The 23,702-nt window shown below is 66.1% G+C and carries 29 protein-coding genes and 1 tRNA gene; 24 read left to right on the top strand and 6 right to left on the bottom strand.

The features are described 5' to 3' along the window. Positions 1-8 precede the first annotated feature (8 nt). The 4 genes from QP552_RS04800 to QP552_RS04785 all read right to left on the bottom strand — a co-directional run bounded on the left by QP552_RS04800 (position 9) and on the right by QP552_RS04785 (position 3,365). Entirely contained in the window at positions 9-2,147 is a 2,139-nt protein-coding gene (locus QP552_RS04800) for a TonB-dependent receptor (RefSeq protein ID WP_286075149.1), read from the bottom strand. 129 nt (positions 2,148-2,276) lie between these two features. Continuing rightward, entirely contained in the window at positions 2,277-2,663 is a 387-nt protein-coding gene (locus QP552_RS04795) for a DUF2946 family protein (protein WP_111111546.1), read from the bottom strand. Between the two features lie 211 nt (positions 2,664-2,874). Next, positions 2,875-3,129 (bottom strand): hypothetical protein, encoded by a 255-nt coding sequence (locus QP552_RS04790; RefSeq protein ID WP_005408345.1) that lies wholly within the window; start codon positions 3,127-3,129, stop codon positions 2,875-2,877. An 11-nt stretch (positions 3,130-3,140) separates the two neighbouring features. Continuing rightward, positions 3,141-3,365, bottom strand: coding sequence for a hypothetical protein (locus tag QP552_RS04785; RefSeq protein ID WP_024956100.1), 225 nt, complete (start codon positions 3,363-3,365; stop codon positions 3,141-3,143). 487 nt (positions 3,366-3,852) lie between these two features. Here QP552_RS04785 and QP552_RS04780 point away from each other — a divergent pair, with 487 nt between their 5' ends. The 24 genes from QP552_RS04780 (at position 3,853) to QP552_RS04665 (ending at position 22,916) form a co-directional block, all read left to right on the top strand. Beyond that, a complete protein-coding gene (locus tag QP552_RS04780; protein ID WP_286075148.1) occupies positions 3,853-6,189 on the top strand; it encodes a VapE domain-containing protein in 2,337 nt (778 codons plus the stop codon). After that, positions 6,190-6,465 (top strand): hypothetical protein, encoded by a 276-nt coding sequence (locus tag QP552_RS04775; protein WP_286075147.1) that lies wholly within the window; start codon positions 6,190-6,192, stop codon positions 6,463-6,465. A 74-nt stretch (positions 6,466-6,539) separates the two neighbouring features. Continuing rightward, complete coding sequence (locus tag QP552_RS04770) at positions 6,540-6,767, top strand: hypothetical protein (RefSeq protein WP_286075146.1); 228 nt, start codon at positions 6,540-6,542, stop codon at positions 6,765-6,767. Between the two features lie 41 nt (positions 6,768-6,808). Then, positions 6,809-7,447 (top strand): hypothetical protein, encoded by a 639-nt coding sequence (locus QP552_RS04765; RefSeq protein WP_286075144.1) that lies wholly within the window; start codon positions 6,809-6,811, stop codon positions 7,445-7,447. Positions 7,448-7,600: 153 nt separating this feature from the next. Next, positions 7,601-7,984 (top strand): hypothetical protein, encoded by a 384-nt coding sequence (locus QP552_RS04760; RefSeq protein WP_088431403.1) that lies wholly within the window; start codon positions 7,601-7,603, stop codon positions 7,982-7,984. Positions 7,985-8,371: 387 nt separating this feature from the next. Next, the gene (locus QP552_RS04755; protein WP_229302267.1) at positions 8,372-8,800 is read left to right on the top strand and encodes a helix-turn-helix domain-containing protein; all 429 of its coding nucleotides are present in this window, start codon (positions 8,372-8,374) and stop codon (positions 8,798-8,800) included. Next, entirely contained in the window at positions 8,797-9,147 is a 351-nt protein-coding gene (locus tag QP552_RS04750; protein ID WP_043033662.1) for a hypothetical protein, read from the top strand. Before QP552_RS04755 ends, QP552_RS04750 begins: the two co-directional genes overlap by 4 nt. Then, complete coding sequence (locus QP552_RS04745; protein WP_099553884.1) at positions 9,144-9,629, top strand: glycoside hydrolase family 104 protein; 486 nt, start codon at positions 9,144-9,146, stop codon at positions 9,627-9,629. Before QP552_RS04750 ends, QP552_RS04745 begins: the two co-directional genes overlap by 4 nt. Before the next feature lie 80 nt (positions 9,630-9,709). Beyond that, entirely contained in the window at positions 9,710-10,003 is a 294-nt protein-coding gene (locus QP552_RS04740) for a hypothetical protein (protein ID WP_258179514.1), read from the top strand. Next, the gene (locus QP552_RS04735; RefSeq protein ID WP_286075143.1) at positions 9,909-10,238 is read left to right on the top strand and encodes a hypothetical protein; all 330 of its coding nucleotides are present in this window, start codon (positions 9,909-9,911) and stop codon (positions 10,236-10,238) included. Before QP552_RS04740 ends, QP552_RS04735 begins: the two co-directional genes overlap by 95 nt. Positions 10,239-10,379: 141 nt before the next feature. Further along, positions 10,380-10,910 carry a hypothetical protein gene (locus QP552_RS04730; RefSeq protein ID WP_258179513.1) on the top strand — a complete coding sequence of 177 codons (531 nt, stop codon included), beginning with the start codon at positions 10,380-10,382 and terminating at the stop codon, positions 10,908-10,910. Next, positions 10,907-11,497: a phage baseplate assembly protein V gene (locus tag QP552_RS04725; RefSeq protein ID WP_286075142.1), complete on the top strand. Its 591-nt coding sequence runs from the start codon at positions 10,907-10,909 to the stop codon at positions 11,495-11,497. The genes QP552_RS04730 and QP552_RS04725 overlap by 4 nt, the downstream gene beginning before the upstream one ends. Before the next feature lie 52 nt (positions 11,498-11,549). Continuing rightward, positions 11,550-11,888, top strand: coding sequence for a GPW/gp25 family protein (locus tag QP552_RS04720; RefSeq protein WP_005408332.1), 339 nt, complete (start codon positions 11,550-11,552; stop codon positions 11,886-11,888). Between the two features lie 2 nt (positions 11,889-11,890). Continuing rightward, positions 11,891-12,787 carry a baseplate J/gp47 family protein gene (locus tag QP552_RS04715; RefSeq protein WP_286075140.1) on the top strand — a complete coding sequence of 299 codons (897 nt, stop codon included), beginning with the start codon at positions 11,891-11,893 and terminating at the stop codon, positions 12,785-12,787. A 223-nt stretch (positions 12,788-13,010) separates the two neighbouring features. Further along, positions 13,011-13,559 (top strand): phage tail protein I, encoded by a 549-nt coding sequence (locus tag QP552_RS04710; protein WP_286075904.1) that lies wholly within the window; start codon positions 13,011-13,013, stop codon positions 13,557-13,559. Between the two features lie 7 nt (positions 13,560-13,566). After that, positions 13,567-15,768 carry a tail fiber domain-containing protein gene (locus tag QP552_RS04705; protein WP_286075139.1) on the top strand — a complete coding sequence of 734 codons (2,202 nt, stop codon included), beginning with the start codon at positions 13,567-13,569 and terminating at the stop codon, positions 15,766-15,768. 1 nt (position 15,769) lies between these two features. Continuing rightward, entirely contained in the window at positions 15,770-16,429 is a 660-nt protein-coding gene (locus QP552_RS04700; protein WP_286075138.1) for a hypothetical protein, read from the top strand. 106 nt (positions 16,430-16,535) lie between these two features. Then, complete coding sequence (locus QP552_RS04695; protein ID WP_111111532.1) at positions 16,536-17,738, top strand: phage tail sheath C-terminal domain-containing protein; 1,203 nt, start codon at positions 16,536-16,538, stop codon at positions 17,736-17,738. Positions 17,739-17,740: 2 nt separating this feature from the next. Beyond that, positions 17,741-18,244, top strand: coding sequence for a phage major tail tube protein (locus tag QP552_RS04690; RefSeq protein ID WP_099553864.1), 504 nt, complete (start codon positions 17,741-17,743; stop codon positions 18,242-18,244). 80 nt (positions 18,245-18,324) lie between these two features. Beyond that, positions 18,325-18,615, top strand: a complete 291-nt coding sequence (locus QP552_RS04685; RefSeq protein ID WP_111111531.1) for a phage tail assembly protein — start codon at positions 18,325-18,327, stop codon at positions 18,613-18,615. A 165-nt stretch (positions 18,616-18,780) separates the two neighbouring features. Beyond that, positions 18,781-21,183 carry a phage tail tape measure protein gene (locus tag QP552_RS04680; RefSeq protein ID WP_286075137.1) on the top strand — a complete coding sequence of 801 codons (2,403 nt, stop codon included), beginning with the start codon at positions 18,781-18,783 and terminating at the stop codon, positions 21,181-21,183. 2 nt (positions 21,184-21,185) lie between these two features. Continuing rightward, entirely contained in the window at positions 21,186-21,653 is a 468-nt protein-coding gene (locus QP552_RS04675) for a phage tail protein (protein WP_049430173.1), read from the top strand. Further along, positions 21,637-21,852 carry a tail protein X gene (locus tag QP552_RS04670; RefSeq protein ID WP_049430174.1) on the top strand — a complete coding sequence of 72 codons (216 nt, stop codon included), beginning with the start codon at positions 21,637-21,639 and terminating at the stop codon, positions 21,850-21,852. The genes QP552_RS04675 and QP552_RS04670 overlap by 17 nt, the downstream gene beginning before the upstream one ends. Then, positions 21,843-22,916, top strand: coding sequence for a contractile injection system protein, VgrG/Pvc8 family (locus tag QP552_RS04665; protein WP_262101856.1), 1,074 nt, complete (start codon positions 21,843-21,845; stop codon positions 22,914-22,916). Before QP552_RS04670 ends, QP552_RS04665 begins: the two co-directional genes overlap by 10 nt. Before the next feature lie 80 nt (positions 22,917-22,996). Here the strand turns inward: QP552_RS04665 and QP552_RS04660 are convergent, their stop codons facing one another. Both QP552_RS04660 and QP552_RS04655 read right to left on the bottom strand, forming a co-directional pair. Continuing rightward, complete coding sequence (locus QP552_RS04660; RefSeq protein ID WP_286075132.1) at positions 22,997-23,377, bottom strand: tautomerase family protein; 381 nt, start codon at positions 23,375-23,377, stop codon at positions 22,997-22,999. Between the two features lie 207 nt (positions 23,378-23,584). After that, positions 23,585-23,659 (bottom strand) — tRNA-Val (locus QP552_RS04655). Positions 23,660-23,702 lie beyond the last annotated feature (43 nt).

Below are 23,702 nucleotides of genomic sequence, written 5' to 3'. Positions count from 1 at the left end.
CAGTGCCCTCAGAACCGATGGTCGACGGTGAACTCGACGCGCCGATCCGGTCCCAGCAACCATTGGGTACTGGTGTAGTACGCCGTGGCGTAGTACGCCTTGTCGAACACATTGAACAGGCGCGCCGACAACCGCGTGCGCGGTGACGCCTGCCAGGTCAGCGCCAGGTCGGTGGTGCTGTAGCCGGGCAGCTCCAGGGTGTTGGCATTGTCGGCGTAGCGCTTGCCGACGTAACGCACGCCTGCGGCCGCGCTCCAGTCGGGCAGGAACTGCCAGCTCACCCACACATTGGCCAGGCGCTCGGCCACGTTCGGCGGCACATTGCCATCGCGCGAGACCAGCACCGGCGGCGAACCGGTGGTTTCCAGGAAGTCATCGAACGTTGCCTTCAGCACCGTGGCATTGGCATCGAGCGCCCACCGCGGCGCGAAGCTCCAGTTCAACGATGCCTCGATGCCGCGCGAGGTCTGCGCGCCCACCTGTACCCGGCGATCCGGCACCAGCGGGTCGCGGCTGAGCAAGCCGGTCTTGCGGATGCGATAGGCCGCCAGGGTCCACTCGCCACCGTCGAACGCCTGCTTCAGGCCCACCTCGACCTGCCGTCCCTTGGCCAGGTCGAAGGCACCGTTGGCCGGGCTGATCATCAGCAGGCCGCTGACCGGGTCCGCCGCCTGTGAGTACTGCGCGTAGAGGCTCAGCGTCGGCTGCAGCGCGAATACGGTGCCTGCACGCCAGCCGGTGCTGCTGTAGGTCTTCGAGAATGCTCTCTGGCCGCTGATCAGATCGGTGCGGTCGATGCGCGCACGGTCATGGCGCAGCCCACCCAGCAACGACCAACGCTCGCTCAACGTCAGGTGGTCTTCCACGAACAGCGCGTACTGCTCGGCACCATTGCGATAGCGCGGCAGGTTCGGCGCATCGCTGGCGAACTGCCCCGGCACCGGATGGAACGGATCGACCGGGCCGGAGCTGCCGGCGTAGGTATTGTTGGTGTGCTTGAAGTGCGCACGGTTGGCGTCCAGGCCCACGGCAAAATTGTTCTGCAGGCCACCCACACTGCCCCGCACGCGCAGCGTCGAGGTCAGCCCGGTCTGGTCCTGGTTGTGGGTGATCTGGGTATTGCCCGAACGGTCGATCATCCCGGTTCGTGGGTTGTAGACATAGGCCTCGGCATTGCGCCAGTCGCGCTGGCTGTCGATCTGGTAGACGCGCGTGCGCCATTCCACGTTCGCGTTCGGTGTCCACAGCGCATCGAGTTGCGTCCAGCGGTCGCGATAGCGGATGTCGCTGTCTTCCACGTTGTAGTTGCGGTGGCGCAGTGCGTCCAACTGTCGGCCATCCACCAGCGGCGTACCGAAGTAGCGCATCGGCTTCTGGTGGCCCTGCGCATGGGTCAGGGTCAGCTTCAGGTCCGTACGCGGCTGCCACAGCAGTGCGCCGGAGAAGGTGGCATCACTGCTGCGCCCGCGATCAACCCAGCCACCGCTGTAGTTGCCGCTCACGTCCACGCGGTAGGCCAGCTCTGGCGTCAGCGCGCCGCCACTGCCGAAGCCCAGGCGTGCGGTGTCCTCGCTGCCCACGGTCACGCTGATCTCGTTCTCGATGGCACCGCGCGTCGGCTTCTTCGGCACGATGTTGATGACCCCGCCGATGGCACCATCGCCATGGATGACCGAGGCCGGACCGCGCAGCACTTCGATGCGCTCGATGGACCAGGTATCGAACGGGAACGTGATGCCCACGCCGCCGTACTGGCGCAGTCCGTCGTACAGGCGCATCACCGAAGCGCCGTCGGTGAAGCCACGGCTGGACAGCGCACTCAGGCCGTTGCCCGGGTGCGGCATCGCACTGATCGCACCGGCGCGGCTGATCGCATCGTTGAGGTTGGTGTCGCCGCGCTGTTCCAGCTGCTCGCGCGAAATCACCGTCAGGCTGGCCGGTGTCTGCAGCACGTTCAGGCCCAACGCAGAGCCTGCGCTGGCGGTGGATGACAGCTCGCCGCTGCGGGTGTCGATCACGCGTACGGTATCCAGCGTGGTCGGTGGTGCCGCATCGGCGGCAAGTACGGAGGCGCTGTGCAGGAGCAACGCGCACGTCACAGGCAGCGTCGCCCGGCGCAGGCGCGCGGAGTTGGGGTTCGTTTTCATTTGTTCACGGCATGCAAGGCCACCCCGCAGTGGCGGGGCAGCAATCAGAAAGGGACAGACACGCGCGTGCGGGCGCCGGCCGTAGCCGGCAACCTCATGGAAGGACGGTCAATGCACTGCGCGTGTGGCTCAGGCAGCCATGAAGGCCGGTGGCCCGCGCGCTCCCAATGTGCCGCTGACCCGCTGCGGCAACGCCTGCACTGCACCCCGCAACGCATGGCATATCGATGCCACCGGTGCCAGCAGCAGCAATGCCGCCACCAGCAGGGTGATCAGCCGCGCGGCGATCAGGCAGTAGTCGCAGTCCACGCCCATCTCATGCTCAGCGTGTGGATCGGCGGGCGGCTTCTTCGCGACCTCGCCCTGCTGCATCGCCATCGCGTGGTGCCCGTGATGGCCCTCCATCGCATGCTGCGCATGCTGGGAATGATCCATCGCCGCCATCGGCACAGCCGCTGCAACGTGACCATGCGCCAGCCAGCGGCTCACCAGCGGGGCAAGCAGCACCAGCAGCATGGCTAGCCATGCCAGGGCCTGGAACCGGCGGTGGAGGACAGAACGACGCACCCGGCCATTCTACGGGCCTGCGACCAACCTTGGACCACGTTCAGGGTTGCCCTGCCCCCAGTGCGACGTTATGACGCAGCCTCCAGCGCAGGAGATCGTCCACTGCCCGAGGGGGACGGAAGGCAGCCTGGCCGGCCCCTTCCGTCCCCGCACCGGATGACTAGAACCGCGCCGGCTGCTGCACCGCGCGCTCCAGGAACATGACACCCGCCTGCAGGCTGTTGCGGGCGTTCTCCAACCAGCGCTCCGGATCGGCTACCGCGAATCGCTCCTGTGCATCCACATCACCCGAGTCGGCCAGATCAGCCAGCTGCAGATGGATGTGGTTCTCCACCAGGCTCACCAGCACGGCGAGCTCGGCCGATAAACCGGCGATGCGTTCGGTGAAGCCAGCGTCGTTGCTGTTCAGAGACATGTCCCCTGTTCCTATGCGTTGCGGTGTTGATGGATGGCTTCGAAACGCTCGGCACAGGCAGGCCCACAGAACAGCCTTGCCGGATCGTTGTCGAAGTCTTCGCTGCAGTCCGGGTTCTGGCATTCCCCCATGGGAGTGAGAGGGGCAACGTTGCTGGCCCGCGTTGCGTGCTGGGCCAGGGCGCGTTGCAGGTGGCGCGCTTCCATTTCCTGCGCTTCGTCGATGGTGTCCGTCATGCGGGTTGTATTTTATCGAGGGGTGGTCGCACCGATTGAGAACGTCGCAACGACCGTCAACGACGCGGATTCCGCGGCGGATCGGCGTTCGTGGTTGCAGTGGATTTCAAACATGCAGGCTCCTTGTGCACGGGCGCCCGAAGGCGCGGTGGAGAGAAACGAAGGGCCGTCGCTGACGGCGATCGCATCATCCGAAAACCGGTTCTCGCCAACTGCGACGCATCGGTGTGATCACATCGATCTGCGAACGCCATCGCAGATCCAACGAGTGCTTGACGGCCCGATCGCGATCAGGGATGCAAGGTGCTGGAAGGTGTTGCAAATGGAGACCCATTCCGACACCATGACCGTGCAACCACCTCCCATCACATCCTGACCACACTGCGTCGGTCGGCCATTGCGTGACCTGCGCACGCCAGACACTGCACAGCACGTTGGCCGCCATCGGCCGCCGTGGACCGATCCACGTTCCCAGGGGCCCCGTCGAATGCACACACCGCATCCCACGCAGGACATCGTTCCGGCGTTCCTGCAGGCCATGCACGCGCACGGCATCGTGCCGGACGCGCGCGGCCGCGACGCGCTCAACGCCGATGGCACCCTGGTGCGCTTCCATGTGGAAGGCGACCGTCGTGGCACGCGCAACGGGTGGGCCGTGTTGTTTGGAGACCATGTGCCGGCCGGCGAGTTCGGCAGCTGGCGGACCGGCACCCGCCATGCCTGGTGCGCGAAATCGCCGACCGCGTTGAGCGCCGCCGAGCAGCGCGCCATCCGGCAACGCCAGGAAGCGGCCCGCAGCGAGCGCGAACGGCATCAGCGCGAGCGCGAGGACGCCGCCGCCAAGGCCGCCAACGTGCTGTGGAACCGTGCCATTCCCGCCGACGTCCAGCACCCCTATCTGGTACGCAAGGGCATCCACGCACATGGCCTGCGCGTGGCGCCGTGGCCGGTGCGCAACAGCGATGGCCTGGTCTTCCGCCATATCGACAATGTCCTGCTGGTGCCGGTGATGAACAGCGCGGGCCGTATCGTCTCGTTGCAGGCGATCTTTCCCCGCGTGGATCCAGCACTTGGCCGCGACAAGGACTTCCTTTCCGGTGGCCGCAAGCAGGGCTGCTTCCATGTCATCGGCAAGCCGGCCCCTGGCCAACCGATCGCCATTGCAGAGGGCTATGCCACCGCCGCATCCATCCACCAGGCCACGGGCTGGTGCGTGGTGGTGGCCTGGGATGCAGGCAACCTTGGCGCGGTCGCGCGGGCCTGGCGCGGCGCCATGCCCGACGCATCGTTCGTGCTGTGTGCCGACAACGATCAATGGACGCGGCAGCCGCTGGACAACCCGGGCGTCACCCTGGCCGCGCAGGCTGCCGCGGACATCGATGCCCGCGTGGCCTGGCCCGAGTTCGCCGCGCTGCATGGCGACGATGACCGTCCTACCGACTTCAACGACCTGCACCTGCGTGAAGGGCTGGACGCCGTGCGTACCCAGCTGTTGCCTCCCGCACCGCCCGCAGCAGGCGACGACGTGGCGCCGGACGATGCGCCGTCATCGGCCAGCGCGCGTTACCAGGTGCCTGGCAACCTGTCCGCATTCGATGCCTTCACCCCGTTTCCCGACACCAGCGCGCGCGGGCGGCCGTTGCCAACGGCCCGCAACCTGGCCGAGCTGTGCCGTCGTACAGGTGTGACCGTGCGCTACAACGTCATCCGCAAGGATCTTGAGATTCTGGTCCCTGGGCTGCACACGACCGTGGACAACGCCAAGGAAGTCGCGGCTGGCGAAGTGATGGATTGCATGCACCGCGCCGGCATGGCCACCGCCAGCTTCGAGACCAACCTGTGCCAGGTGGCCGAAGCCAATCCCTACAACCCGGTCGCAAGCTGGATCACCTCACGGCCGTGGGATGGCCAGTCCCGCCTGCAGGCGTTCTTCGACACCGTGCAGGAAGCCCAGCCCACGCGCATGGCCGACGGCCGCGTGCTGAAGGAGGTCCTGATGAGGCGCTGGCTGATCTCCGGCGTGGCGGCCGCCTTTGAGCCCGATGGCGTGGTCGCGCGCGGCGTACTGACGTTCGTCTCGAAACAGAACCTGGGCAAGACGCGCTGGGCACGGCAACTGGCGCCGGCGGAGCTGCAACTGATCGCTGACGGGGTGGTGCTCGATCCGGCCAACAAGGACAGCGTCAAGCAGGTCATCTCCAAGTGGATCGTCGAACTGGGCGAAGTCGATGCCACCTTCCGCCGTACCGATATCGCGGCGCTGAAATCATTCATCTCGCGCAGCCATGACGAGATCCGCCGCCCCTACGCGCGCACGGAATCCCGCTATGCACGGCGCACCATCCTGTTTGCCAGTGTCAACGACGAACGCTTCCTGCGCGATGCCACCGGCAACACCCGCTGGTGGACCGTGCACGCCGTAGCATTGGGCGAACCGGCGCGGATCGACATGCAGCAGGTCTGGGCAGAGGCCCATGCGTTGTACTGCAGCGGCGAGACCTGGCACTTGAGTGCCGAGGAACTCGATGCGCTGAATGCAACCAACAGCGAACACGAACCCATCTCGCCGATCGCCGAACTGATCGATCGCCATTTCGACTGGTCGCTCCCTGCCGAACACTGGAGCGCGCATTACCGCGCCACCGAGATCGTCATCGCGGTGGGCATCGACAAGCCCAACCGTCGCGAGGTGAACGAGGCCGCCGCCTACGTGGTCAAGCGCCATGGCGTACGCACCCGCGTGGTTGGCAAGGAACGTGCCAAGGTCTGGCTGATGCCACTGCGCAGACGCAGTCTCGCCGAGCATGCGGCAGGCCCGTTCTAGATGCCACGCACCCATGATGGTCGCGACGTTGACAGCAGCAGCGTCGACTGGCGCCTGCACTGCGAAGCACGTCGCCTGCTGCGGCTGGACGGCTACCGGCGCATGGGCAACGACGGGCGCTGGACGGCGGTCAGTCCGCGCCGGCATCGCCAGCAGTATCTCGAGGGTGTCCTGGCCGCGCGCGGCGCGGTTGAGCGTGAGCGCCTGGCAGCGGCGGCATTGCGACTGTGGACCGCCAGCCCGCCCGGCCGGCCACGTCACGACGAAAGTAGATGAAAGGTGTTGACTTAGGTCATCTACAGAGGCAAGATGGCTGTATCGGCCCGCCACCTTCCAGGAGCGCTTCCGCCATGCCTCATCCCCAATTGCATGCCTTCGAAGGTGAGCAGCTGACCGTGCAGCAGATCCACCAGCGGGTACCGGTGCTGTCCGAACGGACCATCCGCGACCACCTTGCAGCCGGCCGGCGTACCCGCACCGCCATGCTGTGCTTTGACCCGATCGCTGCGGCGGCCCGGGGTGGTCGCATCACCCAGCGCATCCTCCGCGCCCGCAGCCTCGCCGGTCGCGATTCCTGATCCTCCGGCACCTGCCGCATTTCTCCAGGAGTAGATTCCGCATGATTCCCGCCTCCCCCGACAGCGGTCATCGCATGATTGCCGACACACTGGCCGCGTTCTGTGCCGGCCCTGCACTGGGCAGCATCGCCCTGCGGCCGGCGCCGCGCGCGCGCGTACCGCTCTACATCGGCATCGCCGGCAGCAAGCGCTCGGGCAAGGACACACTCGCCAATGGGCTGGCATCGGCGTTGGCGCTGCCACGCGACAGCTTCGCGGCCCCACTGCGCCAGTTCGTCGCCTCCCTCCTCGGGCTCTCCCTGCATGAACTGGACCGCCGTAAGGAGGACGCCATCGATTGGCTGGCCGAACTCACCCCGCGCCACCTGATGCAGACCGCCGGTACCGAATGGGGGCGTGACCGCGTCCATCCCGAACTGTGGGTACGCTCGCTGTTCGCACGCCTGCCCGAGGGCGGGCTGGTACCCGACGTCCGCTTCGCCAATGAGGCACGTGCGATCCGCCGCCGCGGTGGTGTCGTGATCCGCGTCAACCGCCCGGGCCATTGCAGCAATGACCTTCATGCCAGCGAGCAACCGCTGCCGCATGAACTGGTCGACATCGAAGTCGACAATGACGGCAGCCCGGCCGATCTGGTCCGCAGATCACTGGACCAGCTGCTGTCGCGCGGCCTGATCTGAGCCGGAATCGGGGTCGGCTGTGCGGCCCCGTCCGCTGAACCCACCGCAGGCCACGACCCATCATCGGCGAAAATGATGTAAGGTCATCCCCCATCACCGACGACACCTGTCGTCACCCTGCATCCCCAACCCATTTCGCAAAGAGGAAACGCCATGGAGGTCGAACAGTTCACGTCGACGCGCCTGAAGGCCATCGAGTTGTTCAAGTCCCAGCCCAAGGGCAGCAAGGACAACGTGAGCCTGGATGCGATCTTCATCTCGCTGTGCACGCTGGCCACTGCCCAGGCCGATGCTGGCAGCAGCCGGCAGGCGCGCACCGTGGCCCGCCCGGGCAACCAGCAGCCGCCCGCGCCATGGTTCGTCGAAACCCTCGCCGCCCTGAAGGGCAAGGGCGAGTCGATCACCGTGGCGCGCTTCCTGATGTTCGCCAACCGCTTCCCGGTCAAGCGCATGGACCAGGTCAACGCGGCACGCTGGCTGCGCGACGCCGGGTACATCCCCCGCAAGACCGGCGGCAACCTGGTATTCGATCTTTGATCCAGCGCCTCCTGCAGTCCTTTCGATCTTTGATCCAGCGCCTCCTGCAGTCCTGAAGCCCCGGCATCGTCCGGGGCTTTTTTTTTCCGGCCAGTACATGGCGCATGAGGCCATGCGGCGGGGGGCCGTCCTCACCCTGTACCTGCCCCATCCCCTTGATCTGCCTCCGTTCCTGCCAGGTGAGGACAACGAGTACGGATGTACAGGAAAACATCAGCGGCCAGTGCAAGCGGATACGGCGCACTGCAAGCAGGCGGGGCGTGCTCCTCACCCGTCCTCGCGCACGACTGAACGTCTTCAGCACACCGATATAAAAGTAGATGAAAGGTGTTGACTGGACAGACGGGATGGCAACAGTGGAGATCAATGCCACTGAAGACATCCTCCATGAACGCCCTGCCCGACAGTATCCAGACCCTGGCCGAGGTCATCGGCGAATCCGCAGCCCTCACGCTGGTGCGTGCGTGGCCGCCGACCACCTCCAGCACCACCGGCCGTCACCGCGTCATCGTCTACGTCCCCTCCACCCTGCCCGACCAGCATCGGCTGATCGACATCCTTGGCCACGACGCCGCCCGGCGGCTGGTCGCGCACTTCGGCGGCGAACTGTTGTTCCTGGCGTCCTGCTTCGCTGCCGGCGCGCACGAACGCCGTGAGCAGATCGCCCGCGCGGTCGCCAGCGGCATGCCGCGCGACCATGTCGCGCGTGAGTTCGGCGTCTCACAGACCACCATCAAGCGCGCCCTGCGCGGTGCGCGTACCGCGCTGCCACCGGCGGTCCATCCGGCCCTGCTCAAGGGGTACGCACGCGCATGAACGAGAGCGACCTGCTGGCGGGCGTGCCGGATTGGGCCAAGTACCTGGGCGGTACCTCGGGCGTGCTGATCGCTGTGTCGTTGTGGCTGCGCCAGTGGCTGTCGTCGGCCAAGGTCGACCGCACCGCCGATGAAGCCACCAGCAACACCCTGCGCACCCTGCAGGAACAACTCGCCGCCGAACGTACACGCGCCGACGGACTGATGCACGAACGCGAGGCAATGGCCCAGGAGATCGGGCAGCTGCGCGGTGAGGTCAGCGCCCTGCGTGCACAGATCGCCCAGCAGAGCGTACAGATAGACGCCCTGCTGGCCCTGGTTCGCAAGCAGCCAGGAGCGGCCGCATGACCGTCGCCGCCGCCAGCGCCCTCGGTGGCACCAACGTCGCTGCGTTCCTGGACATGCTGGCCGTGTCCGAAGGCACCGACATTCCGGGCCAGCGCTCACGTGACCACGGCTACGACGTCATCGTCGGCGGCCAGCTGTTCACCGACTACCGCGACCATCCCCGCGTGCTGGTGTCGCTGCCACGCTATGGCATCAAATCCAGCGCCGCCGGCCGCTACCAGTTCCTGCGCAGTACCTGGGACGACCTGCGCGCACGCCTGGGCCTGCCCGACTTCGGCCCGGTCTCGCAGGACCGTGCGGCGGTCGCCCTGTTGAAACAATGCGGTGCCTACGAGTTGATCCGGCTGGGACGCTTCGATGCCGCCGTCACCGCGGCACGGCGCATCTGGGCGTCGCTGCCAGGCGCTGGCTACGGGCAGAAGGAGCACGCTCTGGAAACGCTACGCGCGGCCTACCGTGCCGCCGGCGGAGCCCTGCAGTGACGCCCGGGGCAATGAGGCTGGGCATCGGACTGCTGGTCCTTGCCGGCAGCCACGCGAGCTGCGCCTGGCTGGGATGGACCTTGCGCGACCGCAGCGCGGACCTTGCCGCTGCCACCACCCGGGCAGCGCAGCAGGCGGCCCACACCGATGCAGCCCAGCGCGCGCACCAGCAGGCCCTCGCCAACAGCGCCGCAGGCGCGCAGGCCGAATCACAGCGCCTGGCCCAGCAGGCCCGGCGCACCGAACAGTTCAACACCCTGCAACGGGACATCGAGACCCATGCCAAGACTCCTGGTCGTGATCGCGGCGACGCTGACGCTGAGTTCGTGCGCATCTGGCGCGAGGCCAACGCCGGCCACGCCCTGCCGCGCTGATCTCAGCATCGCACCTGCCCAGCTGCTTCCCCCACCCCGCCTGTCGGACCTGCACGCGGCCAGCGATGACGCGCTGCTGCGCAATCACGTTGCCGTCGCACAGCAGTACCACGCGCTGGCCGACCAGCTGAGTGCGCTGCTGTGCAGCCTCGGCAACCAGCGCGGCATCACCATCAATGGCGCCGCGCCGGCAGCACCTTCCGACTGCAGCAGCAGCGTCGCACCCGCGCACTGAGCCTGCCGGATACGGCCACGCCTGCAATGCCACCCCACTGCGGTGATGGCAACACTGGCTGCAGACCGCGCGCGCCGCACAGGCCACGCCCTTCTTCCCTTCCCTGCATGAGCTGACATGGCGAACGATCCCTTTCCTCCTATGCTCGATCCGCTGATTGCCGCGATCGAAGCCGCAATCCGTGCACGCTTTCCGGGGTTTGCAAGCATCGAGTTCCATCGCGACGCCAGCGCTGAGGGGATGCCCCTGCCGGCCTGCCTGCTGGCGATGACCCGCTGTGACCGCAGCAGGGACAACAATGATGGCAGTGGCCTTCTGCAGGCCACACTGCGCTTTGAAGCACGCATTGCGCTGCCGGCAACCGATGCAACCGCAGCGCTGCAGCTGCGCAACGCGGCCCTCGCTCTCGCGACCTGGCTGCACCAGCTCGGCCGCTTTCCCGGCGTTGCCAGCGGTGCGATCGATGTGATCGCGGCATTGCCCGAAGACCCAACGGCAGCACAGCCGGGCCTGCGCACCTGGATCGTCGAGTGGTCGCTGCCGGTCGCACTGGGCGACAACCCGTGGGACGACGCCGGTGGCGTGGTGCCGCAGGCGTCCTACAGCTTCGCGCCGGAGATCGGCCGCGCCCATGAGCCCCGCTACCAGCCGTTGCCGGAGCGCGCACGATGAGCGCCGAACACGCGCGGTTGATCGGCAACCTGCTGATGATCGGTGTGGTACGCGAGCTGGACGAAGCGAACGGGCGCGTTCGCGTCGATGCCGACGGCATGCTTACCGACTGGATTCCCTGGCTGGAGCGCCGCGCGGGGCCGGGCATGCGCAGCTGGTGCGCGCCCGAACCAGGCGAGCAGGTCGTGCTGGCGTGCCCCTATGGCGACCCCGGCCAGGCGCTTGTACTCGGCAGCCTATACCAGGACCGCTTTCCGCCGCCGGCCGACTCGCGCCTGCGGCAACGCAGCGAGTTCGCCGACGGCAGCACCGTCGAGTACGACCAGGAAACCACCACGCTCAACGTCCATGTCGGCAGCGGCAAGGTCATCGTCACCTGCGCGAATGCACAGGTGATCGCCAGCGAATCGGTGCTGCTCGACACGCCGTCGCTGAAGGCCACCGGCGATCTGCAGGTGACCGGCGCGATCAGCGCCGGCAAGGACATCACCACACCCGGCGAGGTCAAGGCTGGCGCCATCGGCCTGAAGGCACACAAGCACACCGCACAGGGTCCGACCGCACCCACCACGCCCGCGCAGCCCTGAGCGGCCACGCCTGCAATGCCCTGAAAACCCGCACTCCACGACGATAGAGGCCATGCGAGGAATCGACGCCAACACCGGCAAATCACTGGATGGGCTCGCCCATCTCCACCAGTCCGTGCGTGACATTCTCACCACGCCCCTTGGCTCCCGCGTACTGCGCCGCGAATACGGTTCACGCGTGTTTGAACTGATCGATGCGCCGACCAACCGCTCGCTGCGCATGGACCTGATCGCCGCCACCGTCGACGCGCTGGCGCGATGGGAACCGCGTCTCCACGTCGAGAACGTCGACGTCTCCCTCCCCGCCCCCGGCGTGATGATCCTGGCAGTGACCGGGATCCACCTGCCGGACGGCGAGGCCATCACCATCGAAGGAATCGAGGTTCGCTAACCGTGGCATCCGGCTCGTTCACCAGTGTCAATCTGTCCCAGCTGCCTGCACCGGCGGTCATCGAAGTGCTCGATTTCGAAGCCATGTTCGATGAATCGCTGACCGCACTGCAGGCCCTGGATCCCACCTTCGACGCGTTGCTGCCGTCGGACCCGGCCTTCAAGATCCTGGAGGTCTGCACCTACCTGCGCCTGCTCGATCGCCAGCGCGTCAACGACGCCGCGCGTGGCGTGATGCTGGCCTATGCCGGTGGCAGCGACCTGGACCACCTCGCCGCGATCTTCGGCGTCGTCCGCCAGGTGCTCGACCCGGGCAAACCGCAGGAGGGCATTCCTCCTCGATATGAAAGCGATGAGGACTTCCGCCGCCGCATCCAGCTGGGCCCGGAAGGATTCAGCGTGGCAGGGCCGGAAGGTGCCTATGTGTTCCATGCGCTGAGCGCGGACCCGCGCGTGCTCGACGCCAGTGCGACCAGTTCCGCCCCCGGCGAAGTGGTGGTCTCGGTGCTGTCGCGCGAAGCGGATGGAACCGCCACCCAGGGCCTGCTCGACATCGTCGAGGCGAAGCTGAGCGCGGATGACGTGCGACCGCTGACCGACCACGTGCTGGTGAAGCCGGCCATGATCGTCAACTACACGGTCGACGCCACGCTGTTCACCTTTGCCGGCCCGGACTCGCAGGTCGTGCTTGCCGAAGCGCGCACCCGCCTGGACCGCTACATCAGCGAGTCACATCGTCTCGGCCGCGATGTCACCCGTTCGGGGTTGTTCGCCGCATTGCATGCCGAGGGCGTGCAGCGCGTGGAGATCGTCCATCCGGCTGCAGATGTGGTGGTGGACCGAACCCAGGCCACGCACTGCACCGGCGTGACCCTGACCCACGGCGGCACCGATGAATGAGCCGAGCACGCGCCTGATCAACGCGCGCCTGCGCGGCGCGATCGATGGCCGCAACCGCACCTTCCGCCACCCTGGCGGCGCGCTGGCGAGCCTGCAGTCGGTATTCCGCACCGATGCGCAGGGGCGGCAGCCGCTGCAGGGCAGCGTCATCGAGGGCAGCAGGGTCACCCTGGCCGCTGCACCGGCGCCCGGCGAGGTCATCGATGGTGACGCCCAGGTGGTGGTGCCCTCGGCGGCGAACCTGCTTCCCGCCAACGCCACCCACGCCGAGCGCGCGCTTGCCCGCGCCATCGTTGCACGTCCGTTGCCTGTGGACATCACCGCGCTGTGGGATGCCGACCGCTGTCCGACCGCACTGCTGCCCTGGCTGGCCTGGGCGCTGTCGGTGGACGAATGGAAGGCCTACTGGCCCGACGCCGTGAAGCGCGCCCGGGTGCGTACGGCCATCGCCATCCAGCGACGCAAGGGCACCGCCGGCAGCGTACGCGACGTGGTGGCCGCCTTCGGCGGCTCGGTGCTGATCCGCGAGTGGTGGCAGCTGCAGCCCAAGGGCGCGCCGCACACCTTCGAAGCGGTGATGACCATCGCCAACCAGGATGGCCAGTCCGCCACGGCGATGTTCGTCGAGGACGTCATCGGCGAAATCACCCGGACCAAGCCGGTGCGCTCGCATTTCACCTTTACCCAGGGCATGCAGGCCGACGCCGCCGTCGGCGCACTTGCAGCCGCCCACGCCACGGCCTTCCGCCGCCTTCAACTGATCGGAGAGTAACCCCCGCATGCGCTTGAAAATCACCGATGCCGGCTTCGCCAAGCTGGTCAATCCGCCGAACACCGGCACCAACGCCGTCCTGATCACCCAGATCGGCCTGACCTCGACCGCCTTCGTACCGTCGGCGGGGCTCACCGCGCTGCCCGGCGAGTTCAAGCGCGTGGCCACCTTCGGCGGCCAGGCCGTGGGCGATGACACCGTGCACGTCACCATCCGCGACGACAGCGCCACGTCCTACACGCTGCGCGGGTTCGGCCTGTACCTGGCCGACGGCACCCTGTTTGCCAGCTACGGCCAGGCCGATCCGATCATGGAGAAGTCGGCCGCATCGATGCTGCTGCTGGCCACCGATACCCGCTTCAGCGGGATCGACACGACGCAGATCCAGTTCGGCGACGCCGGCTTCCTCTATCCACCGGCCACCACCGAGGTGGTCGGTGTGGTCGAGCTGGCCACCAGCACCGAAGCCGAAGATGCGACCGACACCCAGCGCGCGGTCACCCCGCGTGGCGTGCGCGCCTACACCGACAAGCGCTTCGGCGCCAGCGCCCCGAGCGCGCTGGCGAAGACGCTGCTGTCCGCGGCGAACACCACCGCGGCGCGCACTGCGCTGGAACTGAAGAGTGCTGCGCTGAAGGACACCGGGCATGGCAATGGCCTGGACGCCGACACCCTGGACGGCAAGCACGCCTCCGAGTTCGCCCTGGCCGGTGACTTCGCCACCGTGGGCCACAAGCATGTGATTGCTGATGTGACCGGGCTGCAGTCGGCACTGGATGGCAAGGCATCCAGGGGCGGCAACACGTTCACCGACCAGCAGTTCATCAGCGGCACGTATCCCTTGATGGGCTTCGGTGCCGCCGGCGCCGAGCAGTCCTTCATTGGCGGCTGGGGTAATTCCAGCCTGTGGCGCGTATGGAGCGCGGACCGCAGTGCCAGTAGTGAGATCACCATCAAACATGGCGACACGCCGCGCTGGAACGGCTCGGCGATATGGCATGCCGGGAACTTCGCGCCCGACACGAAGATGGACAAGAGTGGCGGAACGTTCACCGGACACGTCGGCGTAAATGGAAACTCGCTTCGCTCCTATGGTTGGAACGGCGTTGCCAACGACGGCGTGCTCGTACTCGGCGATACCAACTCCTACATCTTCAAGAACGGGTCGAATTTCACTTTCGCCAATGCGGCAGGCGGATACACCGCCATGCTCAACGCGGGTGGCACTGTCTGGACCAGTGGCAATTTCGATCCAGCAAGCAAGGTAAACAAAGCCGGCGACACGATGACCGGCGAGTTGAAGAATCTCTCGCACATCACCGCTGGTCCGGCAGCCAGCAACAAAGTTCGCATCACCGTCTCCGGGGACGGCTTCCCGTGCATCATGGGTACCAACCCAGCTGTCGATGCATATGTGCCGATGAACTACTACGGCACGCGGCACAACTTCAACTCCGGGATTTTCGCCAGCGGGCCGTCGATGTTCCGCGCCGCAGGCGACTCCCAGCCAGGCATCCGATTCCACTCGCAGACTCTCAACGGCTATCCACGCACAACGATTGAAGCCGTCACCGGTGACAGCAGCAGCTTCGCGGAAATGCATGCGATCAGCAATGGCTTCCACTTCTACAACCCCTCGTTGCGACGTGGTATCCGCATGTCCAACTCTGGACAAGTGACCACTACGCCGGAGTTCACTAACCCCGCCACGGGCATTACAGGTTTTGGATTCACTTCGGAGGGTTCATTCGGCGGCGGATTCGGCATGCTGGACAACTCCATCCAGGGTGGATGGTGGATGGCCGCCGGCACCATGCAGTGGGGCATCAGCACCTACCCGAACAGCATGGGCGCCGCAATGATCCTTGGTGGTAACGGCGCGCTCACCACGACGGGTGGTTACGACTTCGGCTCTTCGCGCAAGCTGAAGAACATCGATGGCGAACTTCCCTACGGCTTGGCTGTTGTAGAAAAGATGGAACTGGCCGCCGGCCACTACAAGCCCGAATACAACGACGACGGTCGTCGCCGCCTGTTCTTCGTCGCCGAGCAGCTGGCCGAACTGGTACCGGAAGCGGTCGACCTGGAAGGTGTCGAGTTCCAGGGCGAGCGCGTGGCATCGGTCAAGCTCGACCAGCTGCTGCCGGTCATGGCCAAGGCCATCCAGGAACTGGCCGCCGAAGTGCGCGCACTGAAAGCGGAGCGCTGACATGCCCAGCGGATATCGCTCTTCCGGTGTCGACTTTGACGACCTGTTCGATCCGTACGTCGAAGGTCCACTGGCACAGGATTCGGGCCGCCGTATCGGCGGCACCGACCTGAGCCGCCGCTACGCGCACATCCAGTACGGCAGCAAACGTGCCGACGTAGGCCATCGCATCAACGGCATGGACGTGTCCAACCTGTGGGCGGCCCGCGGCAGCGCCAGCTACCGATTGCCGTTCCATGGACAGGACTACAGTTCAGGGAATGGAGCCAAATCGAACTCATCGGGATCGGTTACGGCCGAGGTCCAGATCAGCCTCCTGTCTGACGGAAACTTCACCGTTTACTGCAATAGCTATGGCGGCGGCAACGATGCAATCGATCGAGCCGCAGCGGGTCGGTGGACTCCATCAGGAGCCAATCCACGCGACTACGAGGTTCAATTCACCGCCAGCGACGCGCGTCCTGCGTCATTCAGCACCAACGCGCCGTCGTTCTCCTCCCTTGCGGAATCGCGCTCGGCAACCGTTTCTATCAGTGTCCCCGCGGCCTCATTAAGCAACGAAAGAGCCACCGTTGAGATAGCAGTCCATCTCCGTCGGTCCGGTGGCTCCGTCCAGGTTTCCACGGTGTTCGCCACCGTCGCAGTAGCGGGTTGGTACTAGGTACATACCAGGCCACCGCTGCAATTAACCCGACAACCACATTCTCCGAACATTACCCCGTCGCCTGCACAAGCCGGCACACACCCACACCGAGGAAGAACCCCGAATGACCGAATTTCTCCATGGCGTACAGGTCGTCAACATCGATACCGGTGCCCGATCGATTGCCATCGCCTCCAGCAGCGTGATCGGCATCGTCGGCACCGCGCCGCTGGCCGACACCGACGCGTTTCCCATCAACACGCCCGTCCTGGTGACCTCGCCGTCGCAGGCCGCCAAGCTGTCGGCCACCACCGGCACCGATGCCGGCACCCTGCCCGGTGCGCTCGACGCGATCTTCGACCAGTCCAGTGCCGTGGTCGTCGTCATCCGCGTCGAGAAGGGCGCCAATGAAAGCGCAACCCTGGCCAACGTGCTGGGCGGCGTGAACGCCCAGACCGGCGCCTACGAAGGCGCGCATGCACTGCTGGCCGCCAAGTCCATCGTCGGCGTCAAGCCGCGCATCCTGGTCGCACCCGGCTTCACCCATGTGCACCCGGCCGACCCGGCCAAGCCGGAGGCCGTGCTGGCCAACCCGGTCGTCGCGGAACTGCTCGGCATTGCCGACAAGCTGCGCGCAGTGATCATCAAGGATGGCCCGAACAGCAACGACGACGCTGCCAAGTCCACCGCTGCACTGACCGGCTCCAAGCGCGTCTACGTGGTCGACCCGGCGCTGCTGGTGCAGTCCGGTGATGCCATCGTCACCCGCTATGCCTCCGGTGCCGTGGCCGGTGCCATCGCCCGCAGCGACAACGAGCGCGGCTGGTGGGCGTCGCCGTCGAACCTGGAACTCAACGGCGTGGTCGGTACCGCGCGTGCGATCGACTTCGGCCTGTCCGATGCCACCAGCCGCGCCAACCTGCTGAACCAGGCCAACGTGGCCACGGTCATCCGCGAAGGGGGCTTCCGCCTGTGGGGCAACCGCACCACCAGCATCGATCCGAAGTGGCAGTTCCTGTGCGTGGTGCGCACCGCCGACATCATCGCCGACAGCCTGGAAGCCGCCCACCTGTGGGCCGTCGACCGCGGCATCAGCAAGACCTACGTCGATGACGTGCGCGAGGGTGTCAATGCCTTCCTGCGCGGGCTGAAGACCCAGGGCGCGATCCTCGGTGGCAACTGCTGGATCGACCCTGAACTGAACGCAGCGGACAGCGTGGCCCAGGGCCGCTTCTACTGGGACTTCGACTTCACCCCGACCTACCCGGGTGAGCAGCTGACCTTCCGCATGCACATGAACAACAACTACGTCTCGGAGATCTTCTAAGCATGGCGCGCAAGATCCGCAAAAACTTCAACTTCTACGTCGACGGCAAGGGTTATGCCGGCAGCGTGATGTCCTTCACCGCCCCCAAGCTGTCGCTGAAGACCGAGGACTTCCAGGCCGGTGGCATGCTGGCCCCGACCGAGATCGTGCTCGGCCATGAAAAGCTCACCGCCGAGGTCGAGTTCGCCTCGGACGACGCGGAGATCATGACCAAGTTCCACGTCATCGAGAGCAAGGAGTATGGCTTCACCGCCCGCGAAGCGCTGGAAGGCGACGACGGCGAAGTGACCCAGGTCGTGCACAACATGCGCGGCAAGGTGAAGCTGCTGGACCGTGGTGAAACCAAGGTCGGCGAGAAAGGCACGATCAAGGTCAGCCTGGCGCTGAGCTACTACAAGCTGACCCATGGCGCCCAGGTCGTGCAGGAGATCGACGTGGTCAACATGATCGCCCGCCAGGGTGGCGTCGACGTCCTGGCCGGCATCCGCGGCGCGCTGGGCATCTGAGCCCACGCCGCACCGAAGAACCCGGGGGCGCCTCGCGCCCCCGCATCCATCGCACCGCATCGCATTCCAGGAACGCCTTCATGTCCAGCAAGATCAAGACCCCCACCGACACCGTCATCGAGCGCGATGGCTTTGCCGAGATCACCCTCACCCGCCCGCGCCAGGTCAACGGCATGGAGACCGCCGTGCTGCGCATGCGTGAACCGACCGTGGAAGACATGGAGCGCTACCAGGACGACAAGGGCAGCGACGCCCAGCGTGAGGTGCGGATGATCGCCAACCTGTGCGAGATCTCGCCGGACGACGTGCGCAAGATGCCGCTGCGCGACTACGCCCGGCTGCAGGCAGGCGTGGCGCTTTTTACCACCTGACCCTGCCGCAGATCAGGCAGGGAGTGCTTGCCCTGGCCGGACATACCGGCTGGGGCCTGCGCGAGATCATGACGCTGCGGGTGTCGAAGTTCATCTGGTGGATTCAGGGGTTGCCGGTACATGGCCAATAACGTTCAAACGACAACGATCACGATCGGCGGCTCGGTGTCCAAATCGCTGAAGGACGCATTGTCCTTCGCCAATGATGGCATCAAGCGCATCGGCACCGAGATGACACTGCTGGACCGCAGGCTTGCCCGTCTGAACACGACGAGCAAGGAATACGCTCGCATGCGTGCCCAGGTCGACGCATTGCGTGCCTCGCAGGAGGCACTGGAGAGCATCGAGGCAAAGCGCACCGCCAATCTGGAGAAGCGCGAGAAGCTCGGCTCGGCATTCGGCGAGGCACGTGGTGCGCTTGGCACGGCCGTTACCGCGCTGGCCAAGCCGGTGGAGAACGCCTCCGGCTTCGCCCGCCAGAACCAGCAGATCGGCGTGGCGGCCAACCTCAGCCGGGCCCAGGTGAGCGCCTTGGGTCAGGCCATCCTGGAACAGTCGCGTGCGACCAACCAGGGCGCCGACGCACTGCAGCGCTCGATCAGGCTGATGATCGACGCCGGCATGGATGCGCAATCGGCCCAGGCCAGCCTGGGCGCGGTCGGGCGGACCACCACCGTCACCGGCGCCAGCATCGACGATGTGGCCCAGGCCGCAGCCGCCCTGCAGCAGTCGTTCGATATCGATCCGTCGCGCATGCAGAACGCGCTGGATGTGCTGGTCGTCAACAGCCGGCAGGGCGGCCTGGGCCTGAAGGACATGGCTGAAGTGCTGCCTGCCCTGGGCTCGTCGTTCGAAGCGATGAAGCTGCGGGGCACCTCGGCGGCCGCGACCCTCGGCGCCGCCCTGCAGGCCACGCTGGACTCGGCCGGCGGCGCCGACAAGGCCGCCAGCAACATGAAGACCTTCATGTCGTCCGTCCTGTCGCCGGAGCTGCAGAACAAGGCAAAGAAGAGCCTCAATCTGGATCTGCGCAAGATCATCGGTGACGCGCAGACCGACGGCGGCAATCCCTTCGACGCTGCCATGCAGGGAATCATCCAGGCCACCGCGGGCGACCAGAAAAAGATCGGCGCACTGTTCGGCGATGCCCAGGCGAAGAACTTCGTCCAGCCGATGATCGAGAACTGGGACACCTACGTGCGTGTCCGCGACAAGGCGCTGAATGGATCGGCGGGCACCATCGATGCAGCCTATGCCGATGCGATGCAGACCGACCCGCAGAAGATCGAGGGCGCCAAGATCGCCGTGGACAACCTGTCCAAGGCCTTCGGTGCAGCGCTGCTGCCGGCGGTGGGCGAGGCTGCGGTCAAGCTCACCGAACTGCTGAACGGGGTCACCTCGTTCGTGCAGGAAAACCCGAAGCTGATCGCCAACACCACGCAGATCGTGGTCGGCATGCTGGGCATGCGCACCGCGGTGCTCGGCGCCCGCTACGCCTGGACCTTCCTGCAGGGCCCGATCCTGGCTGCGCAGAAGGCCTTCGAGCTGTTCCGGGGCGGCAGCCTGCTGGCGCAGATGGGACGCTTCGGGCCGATGGCCATGCGCCTGGCGTCGGGCTTCCGCATCGTCGCTACCGCCGTCGGTGCCATCGGTGGTGGCCCCATCGCTCTTGCGGTCGCCGCCATCACCGCCGGCGCCCTGCTGGTGCGCAAGTACTGGGAGCCGATCAAGGCGTTCCTGGGCGGCGTCTGGGAAGGTCTCAGCGGTGCAGGCACCGCGGCGATGGGGGAACTGATGCGCGCGGTCGAACCGCTGCGCCCCGCCTGGGAAGTCATGAGCGGGCTGATCGGGCAGGCCTGGGATTGGCTGTCGAAGATGCTGGAACCGGCGCAGTACACCGGCAACGAACTGTCACGCGTCGGCCAGATCGGCTCACTGGTAGGCGAGGCGCTGCTGACCAACTTCCGGCTGGTCATCCAGGTCATCGGCGGCATGGTGGGCGCAGTGGTGTGGCTGGGCGAGATGCTCGGCACCGTCGCCGGTTTCATCAGCGAGACGCTCGGCAGCATCTGGGAGTCGATCAGCGAGAAGGCAACGGCGGCGTTCGACCGCATCCTGGAGAAGCTCAAGCCGGTCATTGAAGGCGTTGGCTGGTTCATGGACCAGCTCGGCGGCGGCGTGGGCGCGGCCAAGGACAAGGCACTGGGCGTTGCCGAGGACGGGCTGCAGACCGCAGTGGGCGCCGCCAACATCTACAGCAGCATGAAGGCACGCGGTGGTGGTGGCATTGGTGACATGGCACGGGTCGCATATGCCGTCGGCACCGACAGCAACGATGGCTTGAACCGGCGCATGGCTGAGCTGAGCGGTGCGCAGGGACGCGCTGCACCGGCCATGCCCTCGCCCACCACACGTGCACCCACCACCGTGCAGCAACAACAGACCAACAACATCACCATCCACCAGCAACCAGGTGAATCCAGCGAATCCGTAGCACGTCGCACCGCCGACGAACTGCAGCGTCGCAACGCCGTTGCCGCCCGTGGTGGCCTTGCAGACAGGAATTGAGCATGAAGCGCGAGTTCGTAACCGGCACAGTGGACAAGCTGCTGTCGCAGTTCAAAGCCAACGATTCCGGCAACGCTCCGGTGCTGCTGATGCTGGGCGGCTTCAAGTTCAGCCTCAACACTGCCGTGTTCCAGGACATCCAGCAGAGCAACGAGTATGGCTGGGCAGCGCAGGAACGCATCGGTCAGATGGCTGCGCTGCAGTACACCGGGCCCGGCAAGGCCAGCATGACGCTGCCTGGCGTCATCCACTATGCGTTTCGTGGTGCCGGCAATGAGCTCTCGCAGCTGCGCAAGCTGGCCGCGCAGGGCAAGCCACAGCGGTTGCTGACCGGCAAAGGCGGGAACCTGGGGCTGTGGGTCATCGACAAGATCGACGCCACCGCCTCCGGTTTCACTGCCGATGCCGGAATCCAGCGGCACGAATTCACCCTCTCCCTGCGGAAGCACAGTGATGGCACGAACGTATAACACCCGCGACGGCGACGTCGTCGACCGCATCGCGTACACGCACTATGGCGAACAATCGCCGGCCATCCTGCGCGCGGTATTCGACGCCAACCCGGGCCTTGCCGCACGCGGCGCGGTACTGCCCGCGGGCATGGCGATCACCCTGCCGGATGTGCAGCGCCCGGCAAACGAGCGCAAAGGAGTGGCCCTGTGGGACTGAACATCACACCGGCATTCCGCGTGGTGGCCAACAACCAGGACATCACCGACACCATCAGGTCGCGCTTCAAGTCGCTGCGGATCACCGACGAGACCGACAACAACTCGGACATGCTGGAACTGCAGCTGGCCGACCATGATCCTTCCGATCCGATCCAGCTGCCGCCGGCAGGCGCGGAGCTGGAGGCCTTCATCGGCTACGACGGTGACGTGCGGCGCATGGGCCTGTACATCTGCGACGAGGTGGAGATTTCCGGCTACCCGGGCAGCATGACCCTGCGTGCCCGCGCGGCGCCGTTCGAGGCCAGCAAGGGCGGCAAGAACGATCTGCAGACGCAGAAGACGCGCACCTGGAAGAAGGGCACGACCATCGGCGGCATGGTGCAACGCATGGCCGGCGAACACGGAATGGAGGCTGCCGTGAGCGGGTCGCTTGCATCGATCGCGCTGCCGTTGACGGTGCAGTCGCAGGAGTCGGACATGAACCTGCTGCTGCGCCTGGCCAAGCAGCATGACGCCATCGCCAAGCCGGGCGGCGGCCGCCTGATGTTCGTCAAGCGAGGTGAATCCACCAGTGCCAGCGGTGAGCGCATTCCCGACGTCACCCTGACCCCGGCCGATGGCAGTGGCTACAAGGTGAGCATCGTCTCGCGCGAGAAGACCGGCACCACCATTGCCTATTACCGCGATGTCCGCGGTGCCACGCGCCAGGAAGTGAAGCTGGGCAGCGGTGAACCGATCGTGCGCCTGCGCATGGCCTACGCCGACCGCGAAGCCGCCGAAGCTGCAGCGCGTGCCAAGCACCAGGAACAGGCCCGGCAGACGCGTACGCTGAGCTACACGTTGCCCGGCCGTGAGACGCTGATGGCCGAAGCCACGGTGGTGATGCAGGGCTTCCGCGATGGCGTGGACGGGCAGTGGCTGGTCAAGCGTGCCGAGCACAACATCAGCCACGACGGCTACGTGACCAGCATCGAATGCGAACAACCCAACAGCGCCGACGCAGTGAAGGCGGCCCGCAGTGCCGCCGCCACCGAAGGCGAGCAGGTCGGCAGCGAGGTGTAGATCCACGCGGGCGTGAATCTACATCGGCGGCCTCGACCAGGCTCGGTAGATCCACGCCATGCGTGGATGCGCTTCCCGCATCAAGTCACGTACTGCGCAACCCCGTTGCCAAACGACCAGTTCTCCTTCTTCACTTCCACCAGGTTGATGAACACATCCTCGCGGCGGATGCCCACCGCCGCGTGCAATCCCTCGGCGATACCCGCATACAGCGCCCTCTTCTGCTCCAGCGTGCGCCCTTCGTTCCAGGTGATCTGGATGCAGATGAAATCGTCGGTGCGGTCCACGCCCAGGTAGCTGGCGTCGTAGATCAGCGTGCCGGGCTCGTGTTCCTGGAAGATCTGGAAGCGGTCGTTTTCCGGCACGCCCACCGCGCGCATGGCCTGGTAGATGGTTTCGCCGACACGTTGCAGGTAGTCGGCGGATTTACCTTTGCGAAGATCGATGCGGGCGAGCGGCATGGTGGCACTCCGGGGAATGGGGGCACGGCAGTGCCTCGAGAGTACGCCGGCCGGGAACCACGCAACAGCACATGGATGGAATCCTCTGCCCGCATCGGCGAAGTGCGTCCCCGAGCGCTTCGCGCGGTTGCGGGAGCCGGAGAGTCGCGCTGATGGTCAGGCAACAAAAAAGCCCCCATTTCTGGAGGCTTCTTTCGTTCTGCAACATGGTGGGCGGTACAGGGATCGAACCTGTGACCCTTGCCGTGTGAAGGCAATGCTCTACCGCTGAGCTAACCGCCCGGTGTGTTGCTGAGCCGCTCATTATAGGGGCTTTTCAGAGGCC

It is taken from the genome of Stenotrophomonas sp. 59 (genome assembly GCF_030291095.1).
In the GTDB taxonomy this organism is placed as follows: Bacteria; Pseudomonadota; Gammaproteobacteria; order Xanthomonadales; family Xanthomonadaceae; genus Stenotrophomonas; species Stenotrophomonas maltophilia_Q.
The sequence above is the reverse complement of the archived record's forward strand: the minus strand, read 5'-3'. Positions and strand labels throughout refer to the sequence as shown.

Bases quoted from the DNA above. Each gene is read 5' to 3' on its own strand.
- QP552_RS04660 (WP_286075132.1), bottom strand. From the start codon at position 23,377: ATGCCGCTCGCCCGCATCGATCTTCGCAAAGGTAAATCCGCCGACTAC.
- QP552_RS04730 (WP_258179513.1), top strand. From the start codon at position 10,380: ATGCTCGATCCGCTGATTGCCGCGATCGAAGCCGCAATCCGTGCACGC.
- QP552_RS04800 (WP_286075149.1), bottom strand. From the start codon at position 2,147: ATGAAAACGAACCCCAACTCCGCGCGCCTGCGCCGGGCGACGCTGCCT.
- QP552_RS04765 (WP_286075144.1), top strand. From the start codon at position 6,809: ATGATTCCCGCCTCCCCCGACAGCGGTCATCGCATGATTGCCGACACA.
- QP552_RS04790 (WP_005408345.1), bottom strand. From the start codon at position 3,129: ATGTCTCTGAACAGCAACGACGCTGGCTTCACCGAACGCATCGCCGGT.
- QP552_RS04770 (WP_286075146.1), top strand. From the start codon at position 6,540: ATGCCTCATCCCCAATTGCATGCCTTCGAAGGTGAGCAGCTGACCGTG.
- QP552_RS04785 (WP_024956100.1), bottom strand. From the start codon at position 3,365: ATGACGGACACCATCGACGAAGCGCAGGAAATGGAAGCGCGCCACCTG.
- QP552_RS04755 (WP_229302267.1), top strand. From the start codon at position 8,372: ATGAACGCCCTGCCCGACAGTATCCAGACCCTGGCCGAGGTCATCGGC.
- QP552_RS04675 (WP_049430173.1), top strand. From the start codon at position 21,186: ATGAAGCGCGAGTTCGTAACCGGCACAGTGGACAAGCTGCTGTCGCAG.
- QP552_RS04760 (WP_088431403.1), top strand. From the start codon at position 7,601: ATGGAGGTCGAACAGTTCACGTCGACGCGCCTGAAGGCCATCGAGTTG.
- QP552_RS04780 (WP_286075148.1), top strand. From the start codon at position 3,853: ATGCACACACCGCATCCCACGCAGGACATCGTTCCGGCGTTCCTGCAG.
- QP552_RS04690 (WP_099553864.1), top strand. From the start codon at position 17,741: ATGGCGCGCAAGATCCGCAAAAACTTCAACTTCTACGTCGACGGCAAG.
- QP552_RS04795 (WP_111111546.1), bottom strand. From the start codon at position 2,663: ATGCTGCTGGTGCTGCTTGCCCCGCTGGTGAGCCGCTGGCTGGCGCAT.
- QP552_RS04670 (WP_049430174.1), top strand. From the start codon at position 21,637: ATGGCACGAACGTATAACACCCGCGACGGCGACGTCGTCGACCGCATC.
- QP552_RS04720 (WP_005408332.1), top strand. From the start codon at position 11,550: ATGCGAGGAATCGACGCCAACACCGGCAAATCACTGGATGGGCTCGCC.
- QP552_RS04735 (WP_286075143.1), top strand. From the start codon at position 9,909: ATGCCAAGACTCCTGGTCGTGATCGCGGCGACGCTGACGCTGAGTTCG.
- QP552_RS04695 (WP_111111532.1), top strand. From the start codon at position 16,536: ATGACCGAATTTCTCCATGGCGTACAGGTCGTCAACATCGATACCGGT.
- QP552_RS04705 (WP_286075139.1), top strand. From the start codon at position 13,567: ATGCGCTTGAAAATCACCGATGCCGGCTTCGCCAAGCTGGTCAATCCG.
- QP552_RS04745 (WP_099553884.1), top strand. From the start codon at position 9,144: ATGACCGTCGCCGCCGCCAGCGCCCTCGGTGGCACCAACGTCGCTGCG.
- QP552_RS04685 (WP_111111531.1), top strand. From the start codon at position 18,325: ATGTCCAGCAAGATCAAGACCCCCACCGACACCGTCATCGAGCGCGAT.
- QP552_RS04725 (WP_286075142.1), top strand. From the start codon at position 10,907: ATGAGCGCCGAACACGCGCGGTTGATCGGCAACCTGCTGATGATCGGT.
- QP552_RS04750 (WP_043033662.1), top strand. From the start codon at position 8,797: ATGAACGAGAGCGACCTGCTGGCGGGCGTGCCGGATTGGGCCAAGTAC.
- QP552_RS04775 (WP_286075147.1), top strand. From the start codon at position 6,190: ATGCCACGCACCCATGATGGTCGCGACGTTGACAGCAGCAGCGTCGAC.
- QP552_RS04700 (WP_286075138.1), top strand. From the start codon at position 15,770: ATGCCCAGCGGATATCGCTCTTCCGGTGTCGACTTTGACGACCTGTTC.